We start from the raw sequence: 19,246 nt of genomic DNA on the forward strand, positions 1-19,246 counted from the left end.
AGTCGAAGCTTCTTTTACTGAATTCCTAAAGCGCGTCGCGTTTGACCGGCCTCATGCGACGCGCTTTAGGTTGTTGTTTTATGCATGTCGTCATCGCAAAACCGCTGCACACTTTTGCGCGACATGCATTAGCGGCCGCCGGCCACCTTCGCTCCTAAAATACCGCTTGCAAAATGCAATCAGTCTGGGCTAAATCAACTGCTTGCATTTCGCAACTGGTTCAGAGCGAGGTACTCATGTCCAAGCTTCGTGTCAACGCATTCACCCTGTCTATCGACGGCTTCGGCGCCGGTCCCGACCAGGACCTGAAAGAGCCGCTGGGCGTCGGCGGGGAAGCCCTGCACAAATGGATGTTGGGCACCCGAACCTTCCGCAAAATGTCCGACGAAGATGACGGGACCACGGATACGGACGACGCGTTCGTGGCGCGCAGCTTCGAAAATATCGGGGCGTGGATAATGGGTCGCAATATGTTCGGACCGATCCGCGGACCCTGGAAGGACGAGAGCTGGAAAGGCTGGTGGGGAGACAATCCGCCCTACCATGTACCGGTCTTCGTGCTCACCCACCATCGGCGGGATCCTATCGTCATGGAGGGCGGCACGACCTTCTATTTCGTGACCGACGGCATCCACTCAGCGCTGGAAAAGGCGAAAGCAGCGGCTGACGGCAAGGATGTGCGGCTCGGCGGCGGGGTCGCCACGATCCGGCAATATCTCCAGGAAAAGCTCATCGACGACATGCATCTGGCGATATCGCCGATGCTGCTCGGCTCAGGCGAGAACCTTTTTGCCGGTATCGACATGCTAAAGCTCGGCTACCGGTGCAGCGAGCAGATCGCGACGCCGAATGCTATGCATGTCATCATCAAGCGCGCGTAGTTCTCACTGCGGGCGCAGCCCTCTGCGCCGCGATCCTTCGCGCCCCTCTGTCCTGCCGGACAGTCCGGCAGGACAGAGGGGGGCGCGAAGGAATGCCGCCCGTCCGGGCCTTTAGCAGTCCCAGATGATTAATACTTCTCCGGCACATAGAGCTCGCGCGGCAGCACCTGGCGCTCGTATTCGGGATTGAAGACGCGGTCGGGCAGCGTGATCTCCTCGTGTGGCACCTCCTGATAAGGCATCTGCTTGAGGAGATGGTCGATGCAGTTCAGCCGCGCCCGCTTCTTGTCGTTGCCCTCGACGATGAACCAGGGCGCTTCGGGAATGTTGGTGCGGGCGAAGGTCTCTTCCTTGGCCTTGGTGTACTGCTCCCAGCGCACGCGCGACTGCAGGTCCATCGGCGACAGCTTCCACTGCTTCATCGGATCATGGATGCGCATCTGGAAACGCATCTGCTGCTCCTCGTCGGTAATGGAGAACCAGTATTTGACCAGCGTGATGCCGGAGCGGACCAGCATGCGCTCGAACTCCGGCACGTCGCGAAAAAACTCCTCGACCTGATCCGGTTCGGCAAATCCCATCACCCTTTCGACGCCGGAGCGGTTGTACCAGGAGCGGTCGAACAGGACGATCTCGCCGCCTGCCGGCAGATGCGGCACGTAGCGCTGGAAATACCACTGCGACTTCTCGCGCTCGGTCGGCGCCGGCAAAGCAACGACGCGGCAGATGCGCGGATTGAGCCGCTGGGTGATGCGCTTGATGACGCCGCCCTTGCCGGCCGAGTCGCGGCCCTCGAAAACCACAACCAGTTTCTTCTTGGTGTAAGCCACCCAGGACTGCAGCTTGATCAATTCGGATTGCAGCGTGATCAGGTCGCGAAAATATTGCTGGCGATCCATCGAGGGCGGATGCGCGTTCTTGTAGATCTTGGCGATTTCCAGCGACAGCGCCGGTTCCGACATTTCCAGCTCGTAGTCTTCGTCGAGCGTGTCGGCGAGCTCCGCCTCCAGCCAGTCCTTGGCGGGAGAATTCTGTTTTGCTTCGGTCATTTATGCTGCTCCGCGTGCACGCCCGTGTCGGCGTCCGGCCTGCCGGCCAAGATCGAACACCTTGAGCCGACTTGCATACAGGCCGGCAATGACGGTTTTATTGCAGCCGGCCTGTGCGCCGGCCGCGCAAATCCGTGAGATGTGATCGATCAACCTCCATGGCATGCACGACAAGCGATGCGAATTGTCCTACAAATGCCAGGCTCCCTCGGGCTGCCTTCGAAGCAGCCCTTCTCAACGCAATTGCGAGGATCTGACATGGAATACCGCACACTCGGCCGTTCCGGCCTGAAGGTTTCGACGCTGACCATGGGTACCATGACCTTCGGTGGCGCCGGCGCATTTTCGGCGGTCGGCAAGACCGATCTCGACGAGGCGCGCCGGATGATCGACCTCTGCATCGACGCCGGCATCAATCTCATCGACACCGCCAATGTCTATTCGAATGGGCTTTCGGAAGAGATCATCGGCGACGCGCTCGGCGGCAAGCGCAAGGGCGACGTGCTGATCGCCTCCAAGGCGCGCATGCGGATCGGCGACGGTCCCAACGATGAGGGCCTGTCGCGCTATCATCTGATCCGCGAGTGCGAGAAGAGCCTGAAGCGCCTCAGGACCGACGTCATCGACATCTATTTCCTGCACGAATGGGACGGCACGACGCCGCTCGAGGAGACCATCGCCGCGCTCGACACGCTCGTCAGCCAGGGCAAGGTCCGCTATGTCGGCTGTTCCAACTATTCCGGCTGGCAAGTGATGAAGGCGCTGGGGATCAGCGACCGCCAGCACCAGCCGCGCTTCGTCACACAGCAGATCCACTACACGCTGGAAGCACGCGAAGCCGAATATGAACTGCTGCCGATCTCGGTCGACCAGGGGCTTGGCGTGCTGGTGTGGAGCCCGCTCGCCGGTGGACTGCTGTCCGGCAAATACAACCGCGACCAGGCCACCGCCCGCCAGCTCAGCGGCTGGTCTGAACCGCCGATCCGTGATGAGGACCGACTATGGCGGATCGTCGACGTGCTTGCCTATATCGGCAACAACCATGGCGTGTCGGCGGCGCAGGTGGCGCTTGCCTGGCTGCTCGGCCGGCCGGCCATCAGCTCGCTGGTCATCGGCGGCCGGACCGAAGCACAGTTCAAGGACAATATCGCCGCTGCAAGCCTGGTGCTGACCAGCGATGAGCGGGCACGCCTCGACGCAGTCAGCCGCCCGCCCGTTCTCTACCCCTATTGGCACCAGCAGTTCACGGCAAAAGAGCGGTTTGGTCCGGCCGATCTGGTTCTTGACCGTGAAGGTGTCTGACAACGGATCCGGATCAGGTCGAAGGTCGCTGCGGGCTTAGCCGGAGATAAAACGCCAGACCTCGGGATCAGGCTCGATCTGGCCGCTGAGCACGAAATACTTGTAGAGCACGAGCAAGCAGATCGCCTGCTCGGCCCGTTCGTCGGCGAATTTGCGGCAATAGGCGTTGGCGGCGGCAATGATGCGTTCGGCCTCAGTCGGATGCCGTTCGAGATATTGCACCCGCTCGGCAAGATCCGTGAAATCAGGTTCGAGCGGCACATAGTGGACGTTGGCCACGAGATCGCTTTCGGCGAACCATGTCTCGTATGTCGGCGGCGGCATCAGGCACAACGAATTCGAACTCATGATCCATTTGAGGTTGGTCGCCACATCGTTGCCTTCGAGCGAAATGATGTAGCGACAGCGCCGCTGCTGGTCGATGCTCAGATAAGGCTTGCGATATGCCGGCGCTGCCGTCGGTTTGGGCGTGCCGACATCGCAAAAGGGCAGATCGCGCGCGGCCTCCAGAAGCAAGGTCCTTATTGGGTTGTTGAGCTCGCCGCGCCACACCGCAACCGGAAGCTTGTCCGCGAAGGCTACATCGTCGGCGGGCATGTGGAAGTGGCGGAACTTGTTGAGCTTGAACAGGACCCCGTTCCTGTTATCGCCGGCGATCGGCCGATCCTTGACGATCGACGGCATCGCAGGCACTTCGACGACGTCGCCGAATTCGAGGTCGATGCGCAAATCGGGATCGAAGTAGCGGGTAAATTCCTTCAGATCGTAGTAATACATGCTCCGGCCTCTCGGTAGCCGGCTGACCGGCACGGCCCCGGCGCTCGGCGCGAAAGCGTCCTGCAATCTGTTGTAGTAGTTGAGACGCGCGCGGACCGATCCGTCCGAAAGCCTGGCCTGATCGAGCAGCCCGGCGAGCCTGCGGCGGAACAGCGCCTGCGGTGCGATATCGCGCACGGCATTGCGCGCATAGTAGAATAGCTTCTGTGCGTTTCTTTGAAGGGTGGCCATCGGTCACTTGATGAAAAGTCGGCTTGTGAATTGCCCCCCGGTCCCTCCTACACCATTGTGCCGGCTGTCTTGCAAGCCACGGAACCGTGTTCAGCCGGCTTGCCGGCTGTGTATGGAGCCGATCGCCCTTTGCGGTGTTGTGTTTGGAGCCCAATGCTCCTAGGCAGGGCTAACAAACCTGTGGGATTGTGAAAGGAAGAGATATGGCGCGAGCACCGAATTACGGCCAGGAACGCAAGGAACGCGACCGGCAGAAGGCCGCCAAGAAGGCGGAAAAGCAAGCGGCCAAGGTCGCAGCCAAGGAACGTTCGAAGTCCGAAGACGAGACCACGTCCGAGACCGAAACGGAAACGGCAGAGTAAAACGCATCCGGCCCGCGAGACTGATCGGATTAGCCGAGGAATCCCGCTGCGTTTTCAGGCCGGCGCCTTGTCGCTGACGAACACGTTCACTTCACGCGCGGCGGCGATGAAGGCGCGCCTTGCCGTCATCGCCGGTTTGTCGCCGGCCAGCGCATCATGGCAGGCCTGCAGCGCTTCGCGATGCTTTGGACTGCGCTTGCCGGGCCAGTTGTTGAGGAGGTAGTCGGAAGCCTCGCGGGCCGTACGCAAGATCTGAGTGGTTCCCTCCGCGCCCGACTTGACGGTCACGGGTGTTTCAAAGCGGTTGTTTTCCATCGCCGCTCTTACGCCATCGGCGCTCGCGAAGCGAGGGCGAAAGTGGTTGCCTCCGCAATCACGCCGCGACGACGGCAAATCCCCTGGCACGCAGGCCGCGCCGGTCATTGCGCAATGATGTCACCAGCCGGTCGCGGCTGCCGACGATATGAGCCGAAAGCCGGTGTGCCGCCTCATCGGCATCGCCGGGCCGCACCGCCGCCAGAATGGCACGGTGTTCGGCCCAGGCACGCCCCAGTGCCGCCTCGTCGCGCACCTCCAGCCAACGCGCCCGCGACAGGCGCGTCAGGGCATCGCGAACCGCCCTGAACAGGAACTCGTTGCCGGACAGGCGTGCCAGCTCGATGTGAAAATCCATGCCGACGCGGTGCCATTCCTCGCGCGGGGTGCCGGCGTCGCAGGAGTCCAGCATCGCCTCGACGACGTCGACGGCGCTCCTGTCCTCCAAGGCACAAGTCAGCTTGACCGCCGCCACCTCGACCGCCTCGCGGTAGACGGCGATCTGCTCGAGCTCGGCGAGGTTGATCGGCGATACCGTCCAGCCGCGCCCGTCGCGGCAGACCAGACCTTCCGTCTCGAGCCGCAGCAATGCTGCCCTGACCGGCGTGCGCGACGCCCCGAAGCGGCTTTCGATCCAGCGTTCCGTCAGCCGCTCGCCGGGACCGATCTCGAGGCCGAGGATCATCTCCCGAAGCTGCTTTTCGACATTCTGCATCTGCGACATTGTGGTTTCCGATTTCTGGCCGTTTTGCTGGCGATCGGCTCGACTACCATCGTTTGCCGATCACGTTTGAGAGCGCCGCATTGACAGCCGTCGAGCTTGCGTCCATGACGGATACCAGCTTGGTATCCCAAAATGGTATCCGGAACAAGTCGTCGAGAGACTTGCCGGACAGGACAGGACATGCCGCAAGAAGCCCCCCTGCCATGCAAGGCGCCCACAACATCCACTGGCGCCGCAATCTCGCCGTGTGCTTTGCCGGCTCGTTCAGCACACTTGTCGCCATGACGCTGCTGTTACCCTTCCTGCCGCTTTACGTCGAGCAGCTGGGTGCCGAGGGGCACGCGGGCGATCGTGCAATGGTCCGGCATCGCCTATGGCGCGACGTTCTTCGCCGCCGCGCTGGTGGCGCCGCTGTGGGGATGGCTGGGCGACCGCTACGGCCGCAAGCTGATGCTGGTGCGCGCTAGTTTCGGCATGGCCGTCTGCATGTCGCTGACCGGCATGGTGGAGACTGTCTGGCAATTGGTGCTGCTGCGCCTGCTGATCGGTTTCGCCGGCGGCTATTCCTCGGGTTCGACCATTCTCGTCGCCATGCAGACGCCGAAGGACCGGTCGGGCTGGGCGCTGGGCGTGCTGTCGGCCGGGATCACCGCAGGCGCCCTCGTCGGTCCCCTGCTCGGCGGCGCGCTGCCGCCCTTGATCGGCATCCGCGCCACCTTCCTGCTCGCCGGCGGCGTCATTTTCCTGGCGTTCCTGGCAACGACTTTTCTCATCAAGGAGAACCCTCGCCCGGCAGCCGACAAATCAGCACCGACTGAGAAGCCGAAAGGCGGCTGGTCGCAAATCTCGGACAAACGCCCGGTCGTCGCCATGCTGGCGACCGGCATGCTGTTGAGCTTCGCCACCATGTCGATCGAGCCGATCATCACGGTCTACGTCCAGCAGCTCATCGAGGACCAAAGCCTGCTAACACTGACCTCCGGCGTCGTCATGTCGGCGGCAGCACTTGGCGCCATCCTGTCGGCGTCGCGCCTCGGCAAGCTTGCCGACCACGTCGGGCACTGGAACGTCATCATTGGGGCGCTTGCCGTCTCGGCGCTGCTGTTGATCCCGCAGGCCTTCGTGACACAGGGCTGGCAGCTTGTCGGCCTGCGTTTCCTGATGGGGCTGGCGCTTGGCGGTCTCTTGCCCTGCATCACCAGCGTCATCCGTCACAATGTTCCGGACGGCGTCGGCGGCAATGTGCTGGGCTTGTCGATCTCGGCGCAATATGTCGGACAGGTCGCCGGGCCGTTGCTCGGCGGCTTCGTCGGCGGTCATTTCGGCATGCGCGCGGTGTTTCTCGGCACATCCGTGCTGATGGCGGGCGGTGCGGCGTATAACTGGCTGGTCCAGTCGCGTCGCGCGCGCGACATGCTGGTGCAGGCGGGCAAATCCTGACACGGTTTGCGGGCTATCACTGCTTCACGGAGACCAGACATGAGCACGGCCGAGCAACCAGCAAGCGGCAGCGGCCGCATCCTCGTTCTCGTCGGCGGCCTGTGCGGCGCGGCCGGCGTGGCGCTCTCTGCCGCGGCGGCACATCTGGGCGGCGCTTTCGTCGGTACGGTCGCGTCGTTCCTGCTCATGCATGCGCCGGTCTTTCTTGCCGTCGGCCTCGTCGGCGCAAGCCGGATCCTGAAAACCGCAAGCCTTATTCTTCTCGTCGGGCTTGTATTGTTCTGCGGCGATCTCCTCGCCCGGGACTTCCTCGGCTCGCGGCTTTTCCCGATGTCGGCGCCGATCGGCGGCACCTTGCTCATCGCCGGCTGGCTGGCGGTTGCAGCCTCGGCACTGGTGCGCCCACGCTTCTGAAACGGCATTCCCGCAGCTCAGCGGGAGAGCTCGGTTGGGTAGCCCGCCCCAGCTCAAGTACGGCGCTTGCGGGCAGACGGCCGGATCCCGCCAAACGACGATCAGTCAGACGATGGCCAGTCTTGCCGGCGTTCGGGCCGGACCGGCAGGTCGCGATTGCGTGCCGCCGGCTTGGTCAGCCGGCGCCGCTCCGGCCTATCGATGGCCGGCGAGATGCCCCAATAGTTGCGATAGATGTCTTCGAATAGATGATTGATCGGATGCATGGCTTGGCTCCTTTTTTAAACTTGAATCGATCCAATCGACAGGCCAGAAAATGCCGTGCCGATCAGCTCCGCTTGCGCTCCACGAGAAAACGCAGATCGCGGATCCACGGACCGGCGCCGCCGCGACGTGTCCGGGTCACCGCGTTCGAGGTTATGCTCCAGTCGTTGCGATAGATGTCTTCGAACAGATAATTGACGGGGTGCATGGCTCTCTCCTTCCTGAATCGATCCAATCGACAGGGCGTTTAACTTGGATCGATTCAAAAATACACTCGACCGCACAGTAGTCAAGCAAAATTTGAATCGATCCAACAAAGGTGCTAGATAGGAATCCGGAGGCAGAAAAATGGCGTCATCCACCGAAGGCAGCACGAAACCCATCCGGCTGGCAGACATCGCCAAGGCCGCCGGAGTTTCGCACGGCACTGCCTCCAACGTGTTCAGCCGTCCCGAGATCGTACGCGAGGAAGTCCGCGAACGGGTCAAGGCAGCGGCCGAGGCGATGGGCTATGCGGGGCCGGATCCCAAGGGTCGGCTGCTGCGTGCCGGCAAGGTCAACGCGATCGGCGTCGCCACGACTGAGCCACTGTCCTATTTCTTCGAAGACCCCTTCGCCCGCGCGATGATGGCCGGGATTTCCGAGGCATGCGATGCCACCGGCGCCGGCATCGCGCTGGTATCGGCCGGCAATCAGGAGAAGCTTGCCTGGAACATCCAGAGTGCGCTGGTCGACGGCTTCATCCTGTTCTGCATCGAGGGCGGCTCACGCCTCGTCGAACTGACGCGCGAACGCAAACTCCCCTTCGTCGCGCTTGAGCTCGGTTTCGACGACGACACTGTTTCGGCAATCGGCGTCGACAATGTCGCCGGCGCCCGCCTGGCGGCGCACCATCTTGCCGAGCTTGGCCATCGGCGCTTCGCCGTTCTGTCGCTGCCTTTCGCCGACGACAGGACCGGTCCTGTCTCGCCGGAGCAGGTCCGGACGGCCGTCTACCCCGGCACGCGCGATCGCCTCGTCGGCTATTTCGAGGCGCTTTCCCGGTTCGGCGTCGATACCGCAGGGATTCCGGTATACGAGACCGAAAACGACGAAGCCAGCACCAGAGCCGGCCTCGAAACGATCTTCGCCTCAGCAGAGCCGCCGACCGCCATCCTGGCGATGTCGGACCGGATCGCCATGGTCGCGATCGAATGGTTGGCCGCGCGTGGCATCGCGGTTCCCGGCGACGTCTCCGTCATCGGCTTCGACGGCGTGCCTGACGCCGCACTTTGCAATCCTCCGCTCACCACGATCGCCCAGCCGATCGCCGAGATCGGCCGCCGGGCGGCGCGAACGATCCTCGATTTCGACGGCACGGTGCGGCGCGAGACGCTCGGCGTCGAGCTTGTCGTCAGGGCCTCTTCCGGACCGCCGCCCAAAACAGCTTAAGCCCGGTCGTCTACAGGTTGGTAGCCGCCATGCCGCCCACGCCGAAGGACGTATGGACAGGCGACGCCTCGCTGCGGACCGGCCTGCTCATGCCGGACCGCCCAATACCCGACAGCCATTCGAGATAATAGGCGAGCGCGAACTGCATGGCGATGCCGGCGGCGATCAGCAAGCTGTCGTAGGCAAGCCCGCCCGGGTTGATCAGCTTCATCACCTGCGCCGCCATGGCGATCACCGTGCCGGCGATGAAAACCGGCAGCGATCGTTTGCCCAATATGGCGAGCGGATGGTCGCGGCTGGTGCGGAACAGGTTCGAGACAGAAGGAAACGCCACAATCAGGTAGCTCACCGCCAGGATGTGCAGCAGCCTCGGCAACGACAGAAACGTCTTGTCGAAGCCGGTCAGCACCACGGGCAGGTTCAGCCACGACACGTGCCCCCATAGCGGGCTGTGCACCCAGACCAATGCCGCCGCGACATAGACCGCCGCCGCGCCGACCAGCCAGCGATTGACCGGAATGGTGCCGCCGCGCCTGATATGCAGCATACTTGCCAGCCCGATGTTGAAGAGGAACTGCCACGACAGCGGATTGAGGAACCAGAAGCCGGGCTCAGGATAATTCGGCGGGGCGATCTGGTAGATTCCGGCAACCAGCCACAGAGCTCCGGATAGGGCGAGCGCCGCCAAAGGCCTGTGGCTGATGAACAGCAGGAAGGTTGGCGCCATCAGCAGCAGCACCGCATAGACCGGCAGGATGTTGTTGTAGCCGAGCTGATGGCCAAGCGTGACGATGCCGATCAGCGCTTGCTGCGGGTTCCTGATCAATGGCTCGATGTTGATCAGCGTCAGCATGTCCGGCCGCTTCGCGAACACCGCCGCCGCGCAGAAGATGGCCAGCACCACCATCGTCGTGACAATGTGGGCGACATAGAGCACACCGGCGCGGCGCCACAATTTCAGTGTCGCCATGAGCCGGTCTCCTGACTGGAATTTTGGGCCGTAGGCGAGCGCGACGGACATGCCGGAGATCAGCACGAAGGCCTCGGCAGCATCCGAAAAGCCGAAATTCTTGTAGGTCAGGGTTTCGAAAACCGTGCCCGGGACATGGTCGACAAATATGATCAGCAGAGCGAGAGCGCGGAACACATCGATGCGCGTATCGCGTTCCGGGATACGCGTATCCGGGATACGCGTTGCGCGATCCGGGATACGCATGCCCCGATCCGGTGAAATTGGCGTGGTCATCGATAAAAGGCCTCAAAGCTGGTTGTTCATGCCGGCGATCGATACGACCGCCCGGCGCACCGCATCGATTCCTCCCGCAGGAGCATATCGGCGAGGAAACGGACTGAAATGCGCCCGGTTCAATCAACTTTGAAGGAGCCCGAAAATATTCCGTTTTGAAGCCGGCAAATGAACAAAAGCGACGCGAAATCAAAAGGATGCAACTATGGCCGAAAAACCTCCGGAAGACGGCTTTTTGCGGCGCGACCTGCCGTTTTTCTACCGCCTCTACAGACCAGCAGAACCAACCGGCGAATGCCTTTTTCTGCTGCATGGATCCGGTGTCGACGAGACGACTCTGGTGGCGCTCGGGCAGCAAATCGCACCGCACGCGGTGCTGGTGGCGGTGCGTGGCCGTATCGCCCAGGAGGGCGGTTTCCGCTGGTTCAGACGGATCTCGCCGATACGCTTCGAACAGGGTAGCATCCGCAAAGAGGCGGACGCTTTCGCTGACTTCATCACGGAAGTTGCGAAATGCCACGTCCTCGACCTCTCCCGGGCAATTTTTCTCGGCTATTCGAACGGCGCCAACGTGGTTTCAAGCGTGATGCTGCTGCATCCGCGGCTCATCGCCCGAGCAGCGTTGCTGCGGCCGATGCCCGTGCTGGACGAGGTGCCGCCGGCGGATCTCCGCAAGGCACGGGTGGCAATCATATCCGGCGCCGCCGACCTGACCTACGGGCCCTTCGCACTCGCGCTGGTCGGACTGCTCAGCCGGCATGGTGCCGAGGTCGAGGCCCACACGATAGTCTCCGGCCATGAAATCGGCGATCGGGATGCTGAAATCATCAGGCAATGGCTGGCCGGCCCGGCAACCGCCATCGCGCAGGCAAATTGATGAGCCCGTCGCCTATGCCCGCCCCATCCGGTTCCAGGCATCCAGCCCGGCGATTTTGTAGGCTTCGGCCAGCGTCGGATAGTTGAAGGTGTTGTTGACGAAGAAATCGACGGTGCCACCGAGATTGATCACCGCCTGGCCGATATGGATCAGTTCGGTCGCACCCTCGCCGACGATATGCGCGCCGAGCAGCCGGCGCGTTTCGATCGAAAACAGAAGCTTCAGGAAGCCGGTGTTGACGCCCATGATATGGCCGCGCGAGGTTTCGCGGAAGCGCGCCACGCCGACCTCATACGCGCCGCCGCTCTCGCGCACCTGCTCCTCGGACTGGCCGACGGTCGAGATTTCCGGCACTGCGTAGATGCCGTAGGGAAAGGTTTCCGGCGGCGGCGGCAAGGGCACGCCGAAGGCATGGCAGGCGGCCACCCTGCCCTGTTCCATCGAGGTGGAGGCGAGGCTCGGAAAGCCGATGACGTCACCGGCGGCATAGATGTTCGGCGCGCTGGTCCGGAAGGTCTGCGGATCGACCTTGATGCGGCCCCGGGAATCGGCCTCGATGCCGACCGCGTCCAGGCCGAGCGCGCCGACATTGCCGGTGCGCCCCGCGGCATAGAGCACCATCTCCGAGCGTATGGTGCGGCCGTCGGCAAGCGTCACCTCGGCGTAGTCGGGTTTCGAGGCGATCTCCTTGATCGCACTGCCGAGCCGGATCGTCATGCCGCGATCGCGCATCTGATGGATGAAATCGTCGACGATCTCGCGGTCGACGAAATCGAGGATGGTGTTGCGCGGCTCGACCAGCGTCACCGGCACGTCGAGCGCCGAAAAGATCGTCGCGTACTCGACGCCGATGACGCCGGCGCCGATCACCGTCAATGTCCGCGGCAGGCGCTCGAGTTCCAGCATCTCGTCGCTGTCGAAGACACGGACCTTGTCGAAAGGCACGTCGCGGGGGCGGTGCGGGCGGGTGCCGACCGCGATCAGCGCATGCGCGAAACCGACCTCGCTATAATCCCCTGTGTCCGTCGTCAGGCTGGCTCTGTTGGGACCGAGAAACTTGACCGCGGCGCGCGCGCTCTTGACCGTGTTGCGCATGAACTGGTGCTGCAGCACCTCGACCTCGTGATCGAGCGTCTTGTGCAGGCGCTCGATCAGATCGCCGACCGAAATGTCCTGCTTGACCCGGTAGCCGCGCCCGTAGAAGCCGCGCTCGCGCCAGCCGGAGAGGTTGAGCACAGTTTCCCGCAGCGTCTTCGACGGGATGGTGCCGGTGTGCACGGAAACACCGCCAAGGCGCCGGCCCCTGTCGACCACCAGCACGGATTTGCCAAGCTTGGCCGACTGCACCGCGGCGCGGCGCCCGGAAGGCCCGCTGCCGATGACCAGCATGTCGTAGTCCATGTCGCCCCGTCCCTCGCCTGCGCTTTGTTGCGTTGCAGCAAACTAACGTCATCCGTGCTGCAAATTCAACCGATCCGGCCAAGTTCGGCGCCTGCCTCCAGTCGCATGCCGAAAACGGCTCAATCTTGATTCCGTCGCAAGACTTCACCATTTCAACATCAGGCGGCCCGCACCTTATCCCGGGCCTGATTACGAGGAAAAGACATGAACGCGCGCGTTCTCGACGGCGAAATCATCACCTCCAGGCTCGATGATATCAGGGCCTATGACGGCGTGCGCACGCGGCGTGTCCTCGCCTTCATCATCGATTATTGCATCGTCGCGCTGCTCACCATTCCGTTCGCGATCCTGGTGTTCTTCCTCGGGATTCTGACACTCGGCCTCGGCTGGATGCTGTTTTCCGTCCTCGTGCCGGCTGTCGCCATACTCTACATCTGGAACACGCTCGGCAGCGCCGACCAGGCCACGACCGGCATGAAGATGATGGGGATCCGGCTCGACCGTCTGGACGGCACCCGTATCGACGGGCTGACGGCGGTGGTGCACTCGGTGCTGTTTTGGGCGGGCAACGTCATCCTGACGCCGCTGGTCCTTCTGGTGTCGCTGTTTGCCGACCGCAAGCGCACGCTGCATGACCTGCTGCTGGGCACGGTGGTCAGCCGCAGTGACCGCTGAGACAGCTTTTCACGAGTCCCGCGAGCTTTTGTGTGCAAAGTGAAGGCATCCGACGCCCACGCTTTCACAATCCTGTTGAATTTTTCGCCGTGCGCGACAAAGGTATGATGATTCGCAGGAGTGTTTCCAAGGTTCGATGACGCACCATCCTACCCAGTCGCCGCAGTTCTTCCTGACCGCGCCGTCGCCGTGCCCGTATCTTGAGGGCCAGTTCGAACGCAAGGTGTTCACGCATCTGGTCGGCGACAAGGCGCCGGAGATGAACGATCTGTTGACGCAAGGCGGCTTCCGGCGATCGCAGAACATCGCCTACCGGCCGGCCTGCGAGACCTGCCGCGCCTGCGTTTCGGTGCGCATCCTGGCCCAGGAATTCACCGCCAGCCGCAACATGAGGCGGGTGATACAGCACAACTCAGACCTGATCGGCGCGATGCACGACGCGCAACCGTCCACCGAGCAGTATTCGCTGTTTCGCAGTTATCTCGATGCCCGCCACCGCCGCGGCGGCATGTCCGACATGACGGTGCTCGACTACGCCATGATGGTCGAAGACACGCATGTCGACACCAAGGTCATCGAGTACCGGCGCCGCGGCCCCGACAGCTTCATCACCGGCAAGGGCCAGGGCGAGCTGATCGCGGTGGCGCTCACCGACAAGATGGCCGACGGTCTGTCGATGGTGTATTCCTACTTCAATCCGGACTTCGAGGACCGCTCGCCTGGCACCTTCATGATCCTCGACCACATCGCCCGCGCCAGGGCGATGGGCTTGCCCCATGTCTATCTCGGCTACTGGGTCAACGGCTCGCGCAAGATGAACTATAAGATGCGCTTCATGCCGCAGGAGCATCTCGGCCCGAAAGGCTGGGAACGCTACGACCACGAAGCGGTTTCGCGCTGAATAGTTTTTCCAAAATCCAATCTTAGACTGTTTCCAGGGAGCGCCTGCTGGCCTTTCCGCTTGGCGGGAGAGTGTGCAATAGCGCGGCTGGCCGCCTCCAAATTCATTGCGAGAACTGCCATGTCGTCCCACAACGATCATCAAAAAGGCCTTCTCATCACCGCCATTGGCGGGCTGACGCTGACCATCGACATTCCACTGATCCGGCTCGCCGACGGCGGCGCATGGACGATCCTCCTGCTGCGCACCGGCACCACCTTGGCCGCGGCGCTGATCATCTGGGCTGTCTGGCGCTCGCTGAGCAGGAACGCGCCGCAGCTCATCCCCGGCTGGTCGGGGCTCGTTGTCGCCATATGCTACGGGCTGACCTCGGTCACCTTCGTCACCAGCATCTATTACACCACGACCGCCAATCTGGTCTTCATCCTGGCCTTCAACACCGTGTTCGCGGCACTGCTGTCCTGGCTGTTCCTGAAGGAGCGGCCGCGACTGGTTACGGTGGTCGCGATGCTGGCCATGATCGTCGGCGTCGCGATCATCGTCGGCGATTCGATCGGCACCGGGCACCTGTTCGGCGATCTTATGGCGCTGTGCTCGGCTTTCTTCATCGCGCTGGCCATCACCATCTCGCGTGCCAGCGGCAAGGACATGGGGTTCACATCGCTGATCGGCGTGATCCTGCCGCTGGCCGTCGCGGTGTTCATGGTCTCAGGCGAAGGGCTTCAGGTGAACGCGCCGTGGTGGATCATCTTCAACGGCGCCGTCATCATGCCGATCTCGTTCTTCTGCCTCGCCAACGGGCCGAAATATATTTCGGGACCGGAAGTGGCGATGTTCTATCTGCTTGAAACCGTGCTGGCGCCCGTCTGGATGTGGATGATCTTTGCCGAAACACCGTCGCGCAACAGCCTGATCGGCGGCGCGATCCTGATCGTCACGCTGGTCGCCCATTCGCTGTGGCAGCTGCATGAGGGGCGCAAGCGCCGCGCAACCCTTGCGGTCCGTCACCCGGCCTGAGACTTCTTCTCGGCAACGATTTCGATTTGCGGCGGCGCCCCCTCCAGCTCCACCGGTGCTGCGGGGGCAAGTTCGTCGGCCAATTCCACCTCGCGCAGCCATTCGCGCCATATCGCGACCAGCAATGCCATCAGCACCGGGCCGATGAACAGGCCGAGAAAGCCCATCGTCTTGACGCCGCCGATCAGGCCGAAAAAGGTCGGCAGGAACGGCAGCTTTATCGGGCCGCCGACCAGTTTCGGGCGCAATGTCTTGTCGACGATGAACAGTTCGACAGCCCCCCAGATGAACAGCGCCAACCCGGCCATCGGCGAGCCGCTGGCGGCGAGATAGATCGAAACAAGCGTGAAGGACAGCGGTGCGCCGCCAGGGATCAGCGCCATGATGCCGGTCAGGGCGCCGAGCGTCACAGGCGACGGCACGCCGGCCAGCCAGTAGGCCACGCCCAGCACCACCCCCTCGCCGATGGCGATAATGGTCATGCCGGTTACCGTCGAGGAAATCGTCGCCGGCACGACGCGTGAAATCCGCTCCCACCTGGTCGGCAGGATGCGTTCGCCGAGACGGTCGACCTGCCCGGCAAAATGCTCACCGTCGCGATAGGCAAAGAACAGCGCGATCATCATGAACAGCAGCGCCAGCAGAAGGCCGAAGGCGCTGCCGCCGGCGGCCAGCACGCCGCGATAGATGCTGCCGATGTTGGCGCCGCTGATCAGCTGGATCAGTTCGCCGATGCCGCCGGGATGGCCGAGATTGCGCGTCCACTGCTCGTTCAGCCAGTCGCCGACCACGGGCAGCGTGGCGATCCAGTGCGGCGTCACCGCGCCTTCGCGGTTGGTCTCGATCGCCCAGCCGACCCATTCGCGGACTTCGTTGCTGGCGTAGGCGCCGGCGAGCGCGATCGGCACCACCAGGAAGGTGAGAATGAACAGGATCGCCAACGTCGCGGCGATCGTGCGGTTGCCGCCGACAGCAGCGAGCAGCCGCCGATAGAGCGGCCAGCTGGCAAAGGCGATGACCAGAGCGGCCAGCACCGGGACCAGGAAACCATGAAAGAAATAGACCCCGGCGGCAACGATCAGCACCAGGAGCCAGCGCGCCGCCGACAGCGGTGGAATGACGGCGGATCTGACCGGCGTCGACAGGCCGAACAAGCGCTGCTGCCCTTCCGGTTTCTTAATCCTGGGTTCTTTCAAATGCCCATTTCTCCCAAAGGCGTGTGTCGCTGCCTTATGTAGCGGTGCTTATGCACCATGATAGTGCAGCAATCGTGACGACATTCCAAATGTTTGCACGGAGGCGCTAATCTCCCCCCTTGATGAGGGGGAGATGGCCGGCAGGCCAGAGGGGGTCGCCGAGCATGAAGCTCCAGCCTCCTCTGTCCGCAATAAGAGGTCGCGTCTGAACGTTCCGACCCCCTCTGTCGCCTTCGGCGACATCTCCCCCTCAAGGGGGAGATTAGCAACTACCCGAATTTCCCCGTCCTCGGGAATCCCTTTGGCACCATGCGTCCGGCCGAGGCTCGGGCACCAATCCATTCGACCAGCTCGTCACGTGATTTGATGAAGGTGCGGTCGGCCGAATCCTGCCAGGAGAGACCGCCGGCAAGCGTGAAGGTCTTGAGATCGAGGACGCCGCCATCCTTGTATTTCTGCAGGCGAACGCCCTTGCCGCGACCCATCTCAGGGATCTCGGCGAGCGGGAAGACCAGCATCTTGCGGTTCTCGCCGACGATGGCGAGATGGTCGCCGGCGACCGGCACACAGCGCTGGGCCTCATCGGGCGCCTTGACGTTCATCACCTGCTTGCCCTTGCGGGTGTTGGCGACGACCTCTTCTTCCGGCACGATGAAACCATTGCCGTCATGCGACACCAGCAGCAGCTTGCGCTTGGGATCATGGACAAAGGCGGTGACGATGTCCTGGTCGTTGTCCATGTCGACGATGATGCGGATCGGTTCGCCGTGGCCGCGTCCGCCCGGCAGCCGGTCGGCGCCGATCGTGTAGAACTTGCCGCCGGTGGTGAAGACCAGCACCTTGTCGGTGGTCTGGGCGTGGAAGGCGAGCTTGAGGCTGTCGCCCTCCTTGAAGGTCAGCAACGAATGATCGGTCAGGTGACCTTTCATCGCCCTGAGCCAGCCCTTTTCCGAAACGACCACGGTGACCGGCTCGCGCTCGATCATGGCATGGGCGATGTCGGTCAGGTCATGTTCGGGCGCGTCGGCGAACTGGGTCCGGCGCTTGCCGAGTTCGGTCTCCGGTCCGAATTTCTCGCGGATGCTGGAGACTTCCCACTTGATCGTCGACCACTGCCTGGCGTCGGACGCAAGCAGCGTCTCGATCTGCTTTTTCTCGATAGTGAGGCCGTCGAATTCCTTGCGGATCTCGAATTCCTCGAGCTTGCGCAGGGCCCTGAGCCGCATGTTGAGGATGGCTTCGGCCTGGTTGTCGGTGAGCGACCAGCGAGCCATCATCACTTGCTTGGGCTCGTCCTCCTCGCGGATGATCCTGATCACCTCGTCGATGTTGAGATACGCGATCAGATAGCCGGCGAGGATCTCCAGCCGCCGTTCGATCTCGCCCAAGCGATGCCTGGAGCGGCGGATCAGCACCTCGCGGCGGTGCTCCAGCCATTCCTTGAGCACGCCTTTCAGCGACAGCACGTTGGGTATCTTGCCGCGCGACAGGACGTTCATGTTGAGCGGAAAGCGGCTTTCGAGCTCGGTCAGCTTGAACAGCGATTCCATCAGGATTCCGGGATCGACCGAACGGCTCTTCGGCACCAACACGACGCGGACGTCTTCGGCACTCTCGTCGCGGATGTCTTCGAGCAGCGGCAATTTGCGCGCCATCAGAAGCTCGGCGATCTTTTCGATCAGCCGCGCCTTCTGGACGCCGTAGGGGATTTCGGTGACGACGATGCTCCAGGTGCCCCTGCCCTGGTCCTCCTGGCTCCATTTCGCCCGGACGCGGAAACCACCGCGACCGGTTTCATAGGCTTCGAGGATCGTGGCCCGGCTATCGACGATGATGCCGCCGGTCGGGAAATCCGGACCTTGGACGAAGTCCATCAACGTCGTCACCGGCGCCTCCGGATGCTCGATCAGATGCAGGGCGGCGTCGCAGAGCTCGGCGGCATTGTGCGGCGGGATCGAGGTCGCCATGCCGACGGCAATGCCGGACGACCCGTTGGCGAGCAGGTTCGGGAAGGCGCCGGGCAGCACGACCGGCTCCTCGTCCTCCTCATTGTAGGTCGGCCGGTAGTCGACCGCATCCTCGGTGATGCCGGACAGCAGCTCGGTCGCTACGTCGGTCATGCGCGCTTCGGTGTAGCGCATGGCGGCGGCGTTATCGCCGTCGATATTGCCGAAATTGCCCTGCCCGTCGACCAGGGGGTAGCGCATCGAAAAATCCTGCGCCAGCCGCACCAGCGCGTCGTAGATCGACTGGTCGCCATGCGGATGGAACTTGCCCATCACTTCGCCGACGATGCGGGCGCATTTGGCGAACCCCTGGTCGGGGTTGAGCCTGAGCAGCCGCATGGCATGCATGATGCGGCGATGGACCGGCTTCAGCCCGTCGCGCACATCCGGCAGCGCCCGGTGCATGATGGTCGACAGCGCATAGGCGAGATAGCGCTCTTCCAGCGCTTTCTTCAGATCGACCGGCTCGATGTTGTCGCCACCGCCATCGCCAGGCGGTAAAAGCCTTTTTCCCATGGGCTGGGACTAGCCGAGCGGGTGATTCGCGGCAAGAGGCGCTTGAATGCGCCACCCCTTCCGCAACACGAACTGGGACGCACTGCTGCGCCGACCAACATCAATCGGTTACATCCCGGCTATATGGCAATGGATCGGATTTGCCTTTCGCCGTGGTTTTCGACCATTGTGCGGGAGAACGCCTTTTTCCCGTCCAGTTCGTCACGGAAAGGGTGACGGCG

At 62.7% G+C, this 19,246-nt stretch carries 19 protein-coding genes and 1 pseudogene; 10 read left to right on the plus strand and 10 right to left on the minus strand.

Features of this window, described 5'->3' with window-relative positions:
• The first annotated feature begins 236 nt into the window (after positions 1–236).
• Positions 237–881 (plus strand): dihydrofolate reductase family protein, encoded by a 645-nt coding sequence (locus IHQ72_RS24590; RefSeq protein WP_258117837.1) that lies wholly within the window; start codon positions 237–239, stop codon positions 879–881.
• 128 nt (positions 882–1,009) lie between these two features.
• Here the strand turns inward: IHQ72_RS24590 and ppk2 are convergent, their stop codons facing one another.
• Positions 1,010–1,930 carry a polyphosphate kinase 2 gene (ppk2, locus tag IHQ72_RS24595; RefSeq protein ID WP_192363494.1) on the minus strand — a complete coding sequence of 307 codons (921 nt, stop codon included), beginning with the start codon at positions 1,928–1,930 and terminating at the stop codon, positions 1,010–1,012.
• A 258-nt stretch (positions 1,931–2,188) separates the two neighbouring features.
• Between ppk2 and IHQ72_RS24600 the strand changes: the two genes are divergently transcribed.
• A complete protein-coding gene (locus IHQ72_RS24600; RefSeq protein ID WP_258117843.1) occupies positions 2,189–3,232 on the plus strand; it encodes an aldo/keto reductase in 1,044 nt (347 codons plus the stop codon).
• Between the two features lie 36 nt (positions 3,233–3,268).
• Here IHQ72_RS24600 and IHQ72_RS24605 read toward each other — a convergent pair whose 3' ends face one another.
• Positions 3,269–4,240, minus strand: coding sequence for a glycosyl transferase family 90 (locus IHQ72_RS24605; RefSeq protein ID WP_258117845.1), 972 nt, complete (start codon positions 4,238–4,240; stop codon positions 3,269–3,271).
• Between the two features lie 203 nt (positions 4,241–4,443).
• Here IHQ72_RS24605 and IHQ72_RS24610 point away from each other — a divergent pair, with 203 nt between their 5' ends.
• Positions 4,444–4,602 (plus strand): hypothetical protein, encoded by a 159-nt coding sequence (locus tag IHQ72_RS24610; protein WP_258117847.1) that lies wholly within the window; start codon positions 4,444–4,446, stop codon positions 4,600–4,602.
• A 54-nt stretch (positions 4,603–4,656) separates the two neighbouring features.
• Here the strand turns inward: IHQ72_RS24610 and IHQ72_RS24615 are convergent, their stop codons facing one another.
• Positions 4,657–4,917 (minus strand): DUF982 domain-containing protein, encoded by a 261-nt coding sequence (locus tag IHQ72_RS24615; protein WP_258117849.1) that lies wholly within the window; start codon positions 4,915–4,917, stop codon positions 4,657–4,659.
• Between the two features lie 58 nt (positions 4,918–4,975).
• Positions 4,976–5,641, minus strand: coding sequence for a GntR family transcriptional regulator (locus IHQ72_RS24620; RefSeq protein ID WP_258117851.1), 666 nt, complete (start codon positions 5,639–5,641; stop codon positions 4,976–4,978).
• Positions 5,642–5,844: 203 nt separating this feature from the next.
• Between IHQ72_RS24620 and IHQ72_RS24625 the strand changes: the two are divergent.
• Together IHQ72_RS24625 and IHQ72_RS24630 are read left to right on the plus strand one after the other, a co-directional pair.
• Positions 5,845–7,081: pseudogene (locus tag IHQ72_RS24625) on the plus strand (multidrug efflux MFS transporter).
• Positions 7,082–7,120: 39 nt separating this feature from the next.
• Entirely contained in the window at positions 7,121–7,495 is a 375-nt protein-coding gene (locus tag IHQ72_RS24630; protein ID WP_258117853.1) for a DUF423 domain-containing protein, read from the plus strand.
• 101 nt (positions 7,496–7,596) lie between these two features.
• On the opposite strand, the gene IHQ72_RS24635 is transcribed toward IHQ72_RS24630, so the two are convergent.
• Entirely contained in the window at positions 7,597–7,761 is a 165-nt protein-coding gene (locus IHQ72_RS24635; RefSeq protein ID WP_164783660.1) for a hypothetical protein, read from the minus strand.
• A 62-nt stretch (positions 7,762–7,823) separates the two neighbouring features.
• Positions 7,824–7,967, minus strand: a complete 144-nt coding sequence (locus IHQ72_RS24640; protein WP_258117855.1) for a hypothetical protein — start codon at positions 7,965–7,967, stop codon at positions 7,824–7,826.
• A gap of 140 nt (positions 7,968–8,107) precedes the next feature.
• On the opposite strand from IHQ72_RS24640, the gene IHQ72_RS24645 reads away from it, so the two are divergent.
• Positions 8,108–9,190, plus strand: a complete 1,083-nt coding sequence (locus IHQ72_RS24645) for a LacI family DNA-binding transcriptional regulator (RefSeq protein WP_258117856.1) — start codon at positions 8,108–8,110, stop codon at positions 9,188–9,190.
• A gap of 10 nt (positions 9,191–9,200) precedes the next feature.
• On the opposite strand, the gene IHQ72_RS24650 is transcribed toward IHQ72_RS24645, so the two are convergent.
• On the minus strand, positions 9,201–10,406 hold the full coding sequence (locus tag IHQ72_RS24650) for an OpgC family protein (protein WP_258117857.1): 1,206 nt from the start codon (positions 10,404–10,406) through the stop codon (positions 9,201–9,203).
• A 235-nt stretch (positions 10,407–10,641) separates the two neighbouring features.
• Here IHQ72_RS24650 and IHQ72_RS24655 point away from each other — a divergent pair, with 235 nt between their 5' ends.
• Positions 10,642–11,313: an alpha/beta hydrolase gene (locus tag IHQ72_RS24655; protein WP_258117858.1), complete on the plus strand. Its 672-nt coding sequence runs from the start codon at positions 10,642–10,644 to the stop codon at positions 11,311–11,313.
• Positions 11,314–11,325: 12 nt separating this feature from the next.
• Here IHQ72_RS24655 and sthA read toward each other — a convergent pair whose 3' ends face one another.
• Positions 11,326–12,714 (minus strand): Si-specific NAD(P)(+) transhydrogenase, encoded by a 1,389-nt coding sequence (sthA, locus tag IHQ72_RS24660; RefSeq protein WP_258117859.1) that lies wholly within the window; start codon positions 12,712–12,714, stop codon positions 11,326–11,328.
• Positions 12,715–12,918: 204 nt separating this feature from the next.
• On the opposite strand from sthA, the gene IHQ72_RS24665 reads away from it, so the two are divergent.
• The 3 genes from IHQ72_RS24665 to IHQ72_RS24675 all read left to right on the plus strand — a co-directional run bounded on the left by IHQ72_RS24665 (position 12,919) and on the right by IHQ72_RS24675 (position 15,307).
• Positions 12,919–13,389 carry an RDD family protein gene (locus tag IHQ72_RS24665; protein ID WP_258117860.1) on the plus strand — a complete coding sequence of 157 codons (471 nt, stop codon included), beginning with the start codon at positions 12,919–12,921 and terminating at the stop codon, positions 13,387–13,389.
• A gap of 136 nt (positions 13,390–13,525) precedes the next feature.
• Positions 13,526–14,290 carry an arginyltransferase gene (locus IHQ72_RS24670; protein WP_258117861.1) on the plus strand — a complete coding sequence of 255 codons (765 nt, stop codon included), beginning with the start codon at positions 13,526–13,528 and terminating at the stop codon, positions 14,288–14,290.
• Between the two features lie 120 nt (positions 14,291–14,410).
• Complete coding sequence (locus IHQ72_RS24675; RefSeq protein ID WP_258117863.1) at positions 14,411–15,307, plus strand: DMT family transporter; 897 nt, start codon at positions 14,411–14,413, stop codon at positions 15,305–15,307.
• Here IHQ72_RS24675 and IHQ72_RS24680 read toward each other — a convergent pair.
• Both IHQ72_RS24680 and parC read right to left on the minus strand, forming a co-directional pair.
• Entirely contained in the window at positions 15,295–16,503 is a 1,209-nt protein-coding gene (locus IHQ72_RS24680) for an AI-2E family transporter (RefSeq protein ID WP_258117865.1), read from the minus strand. The two genes, IHQ72_RS24675 and IHQ72_RS24680, sit on opposite strands and share 13 nt — an antisense overlap.
• Positions 16,504–16,772: 269 nt before the next feature.
• Positions 16,773–19,025, minus strand: a complete 2,253-nt coding sequence (gene parC, locus IHQ72_RS24685) for a DNA topoisomerase IV subunit A (RefSeq protein WP_258117867.1) — start codon at positions 19,023–19,025, stop codon at positions 16,773–16,775.
• Between the last annotated feature and the right edge of the window lie 221 nt (positions 19,026–19,246).

The organism is Mesorhizobium onobrychidis (assembly GCF_024707545.1).
Lineage (GTDB): Bacteria > Pseudomonadota > Alphaproteobacteria > Rhizobiales > Rhizobiaceae > Mesorhizobium > Mesorhizobium onobrychidis.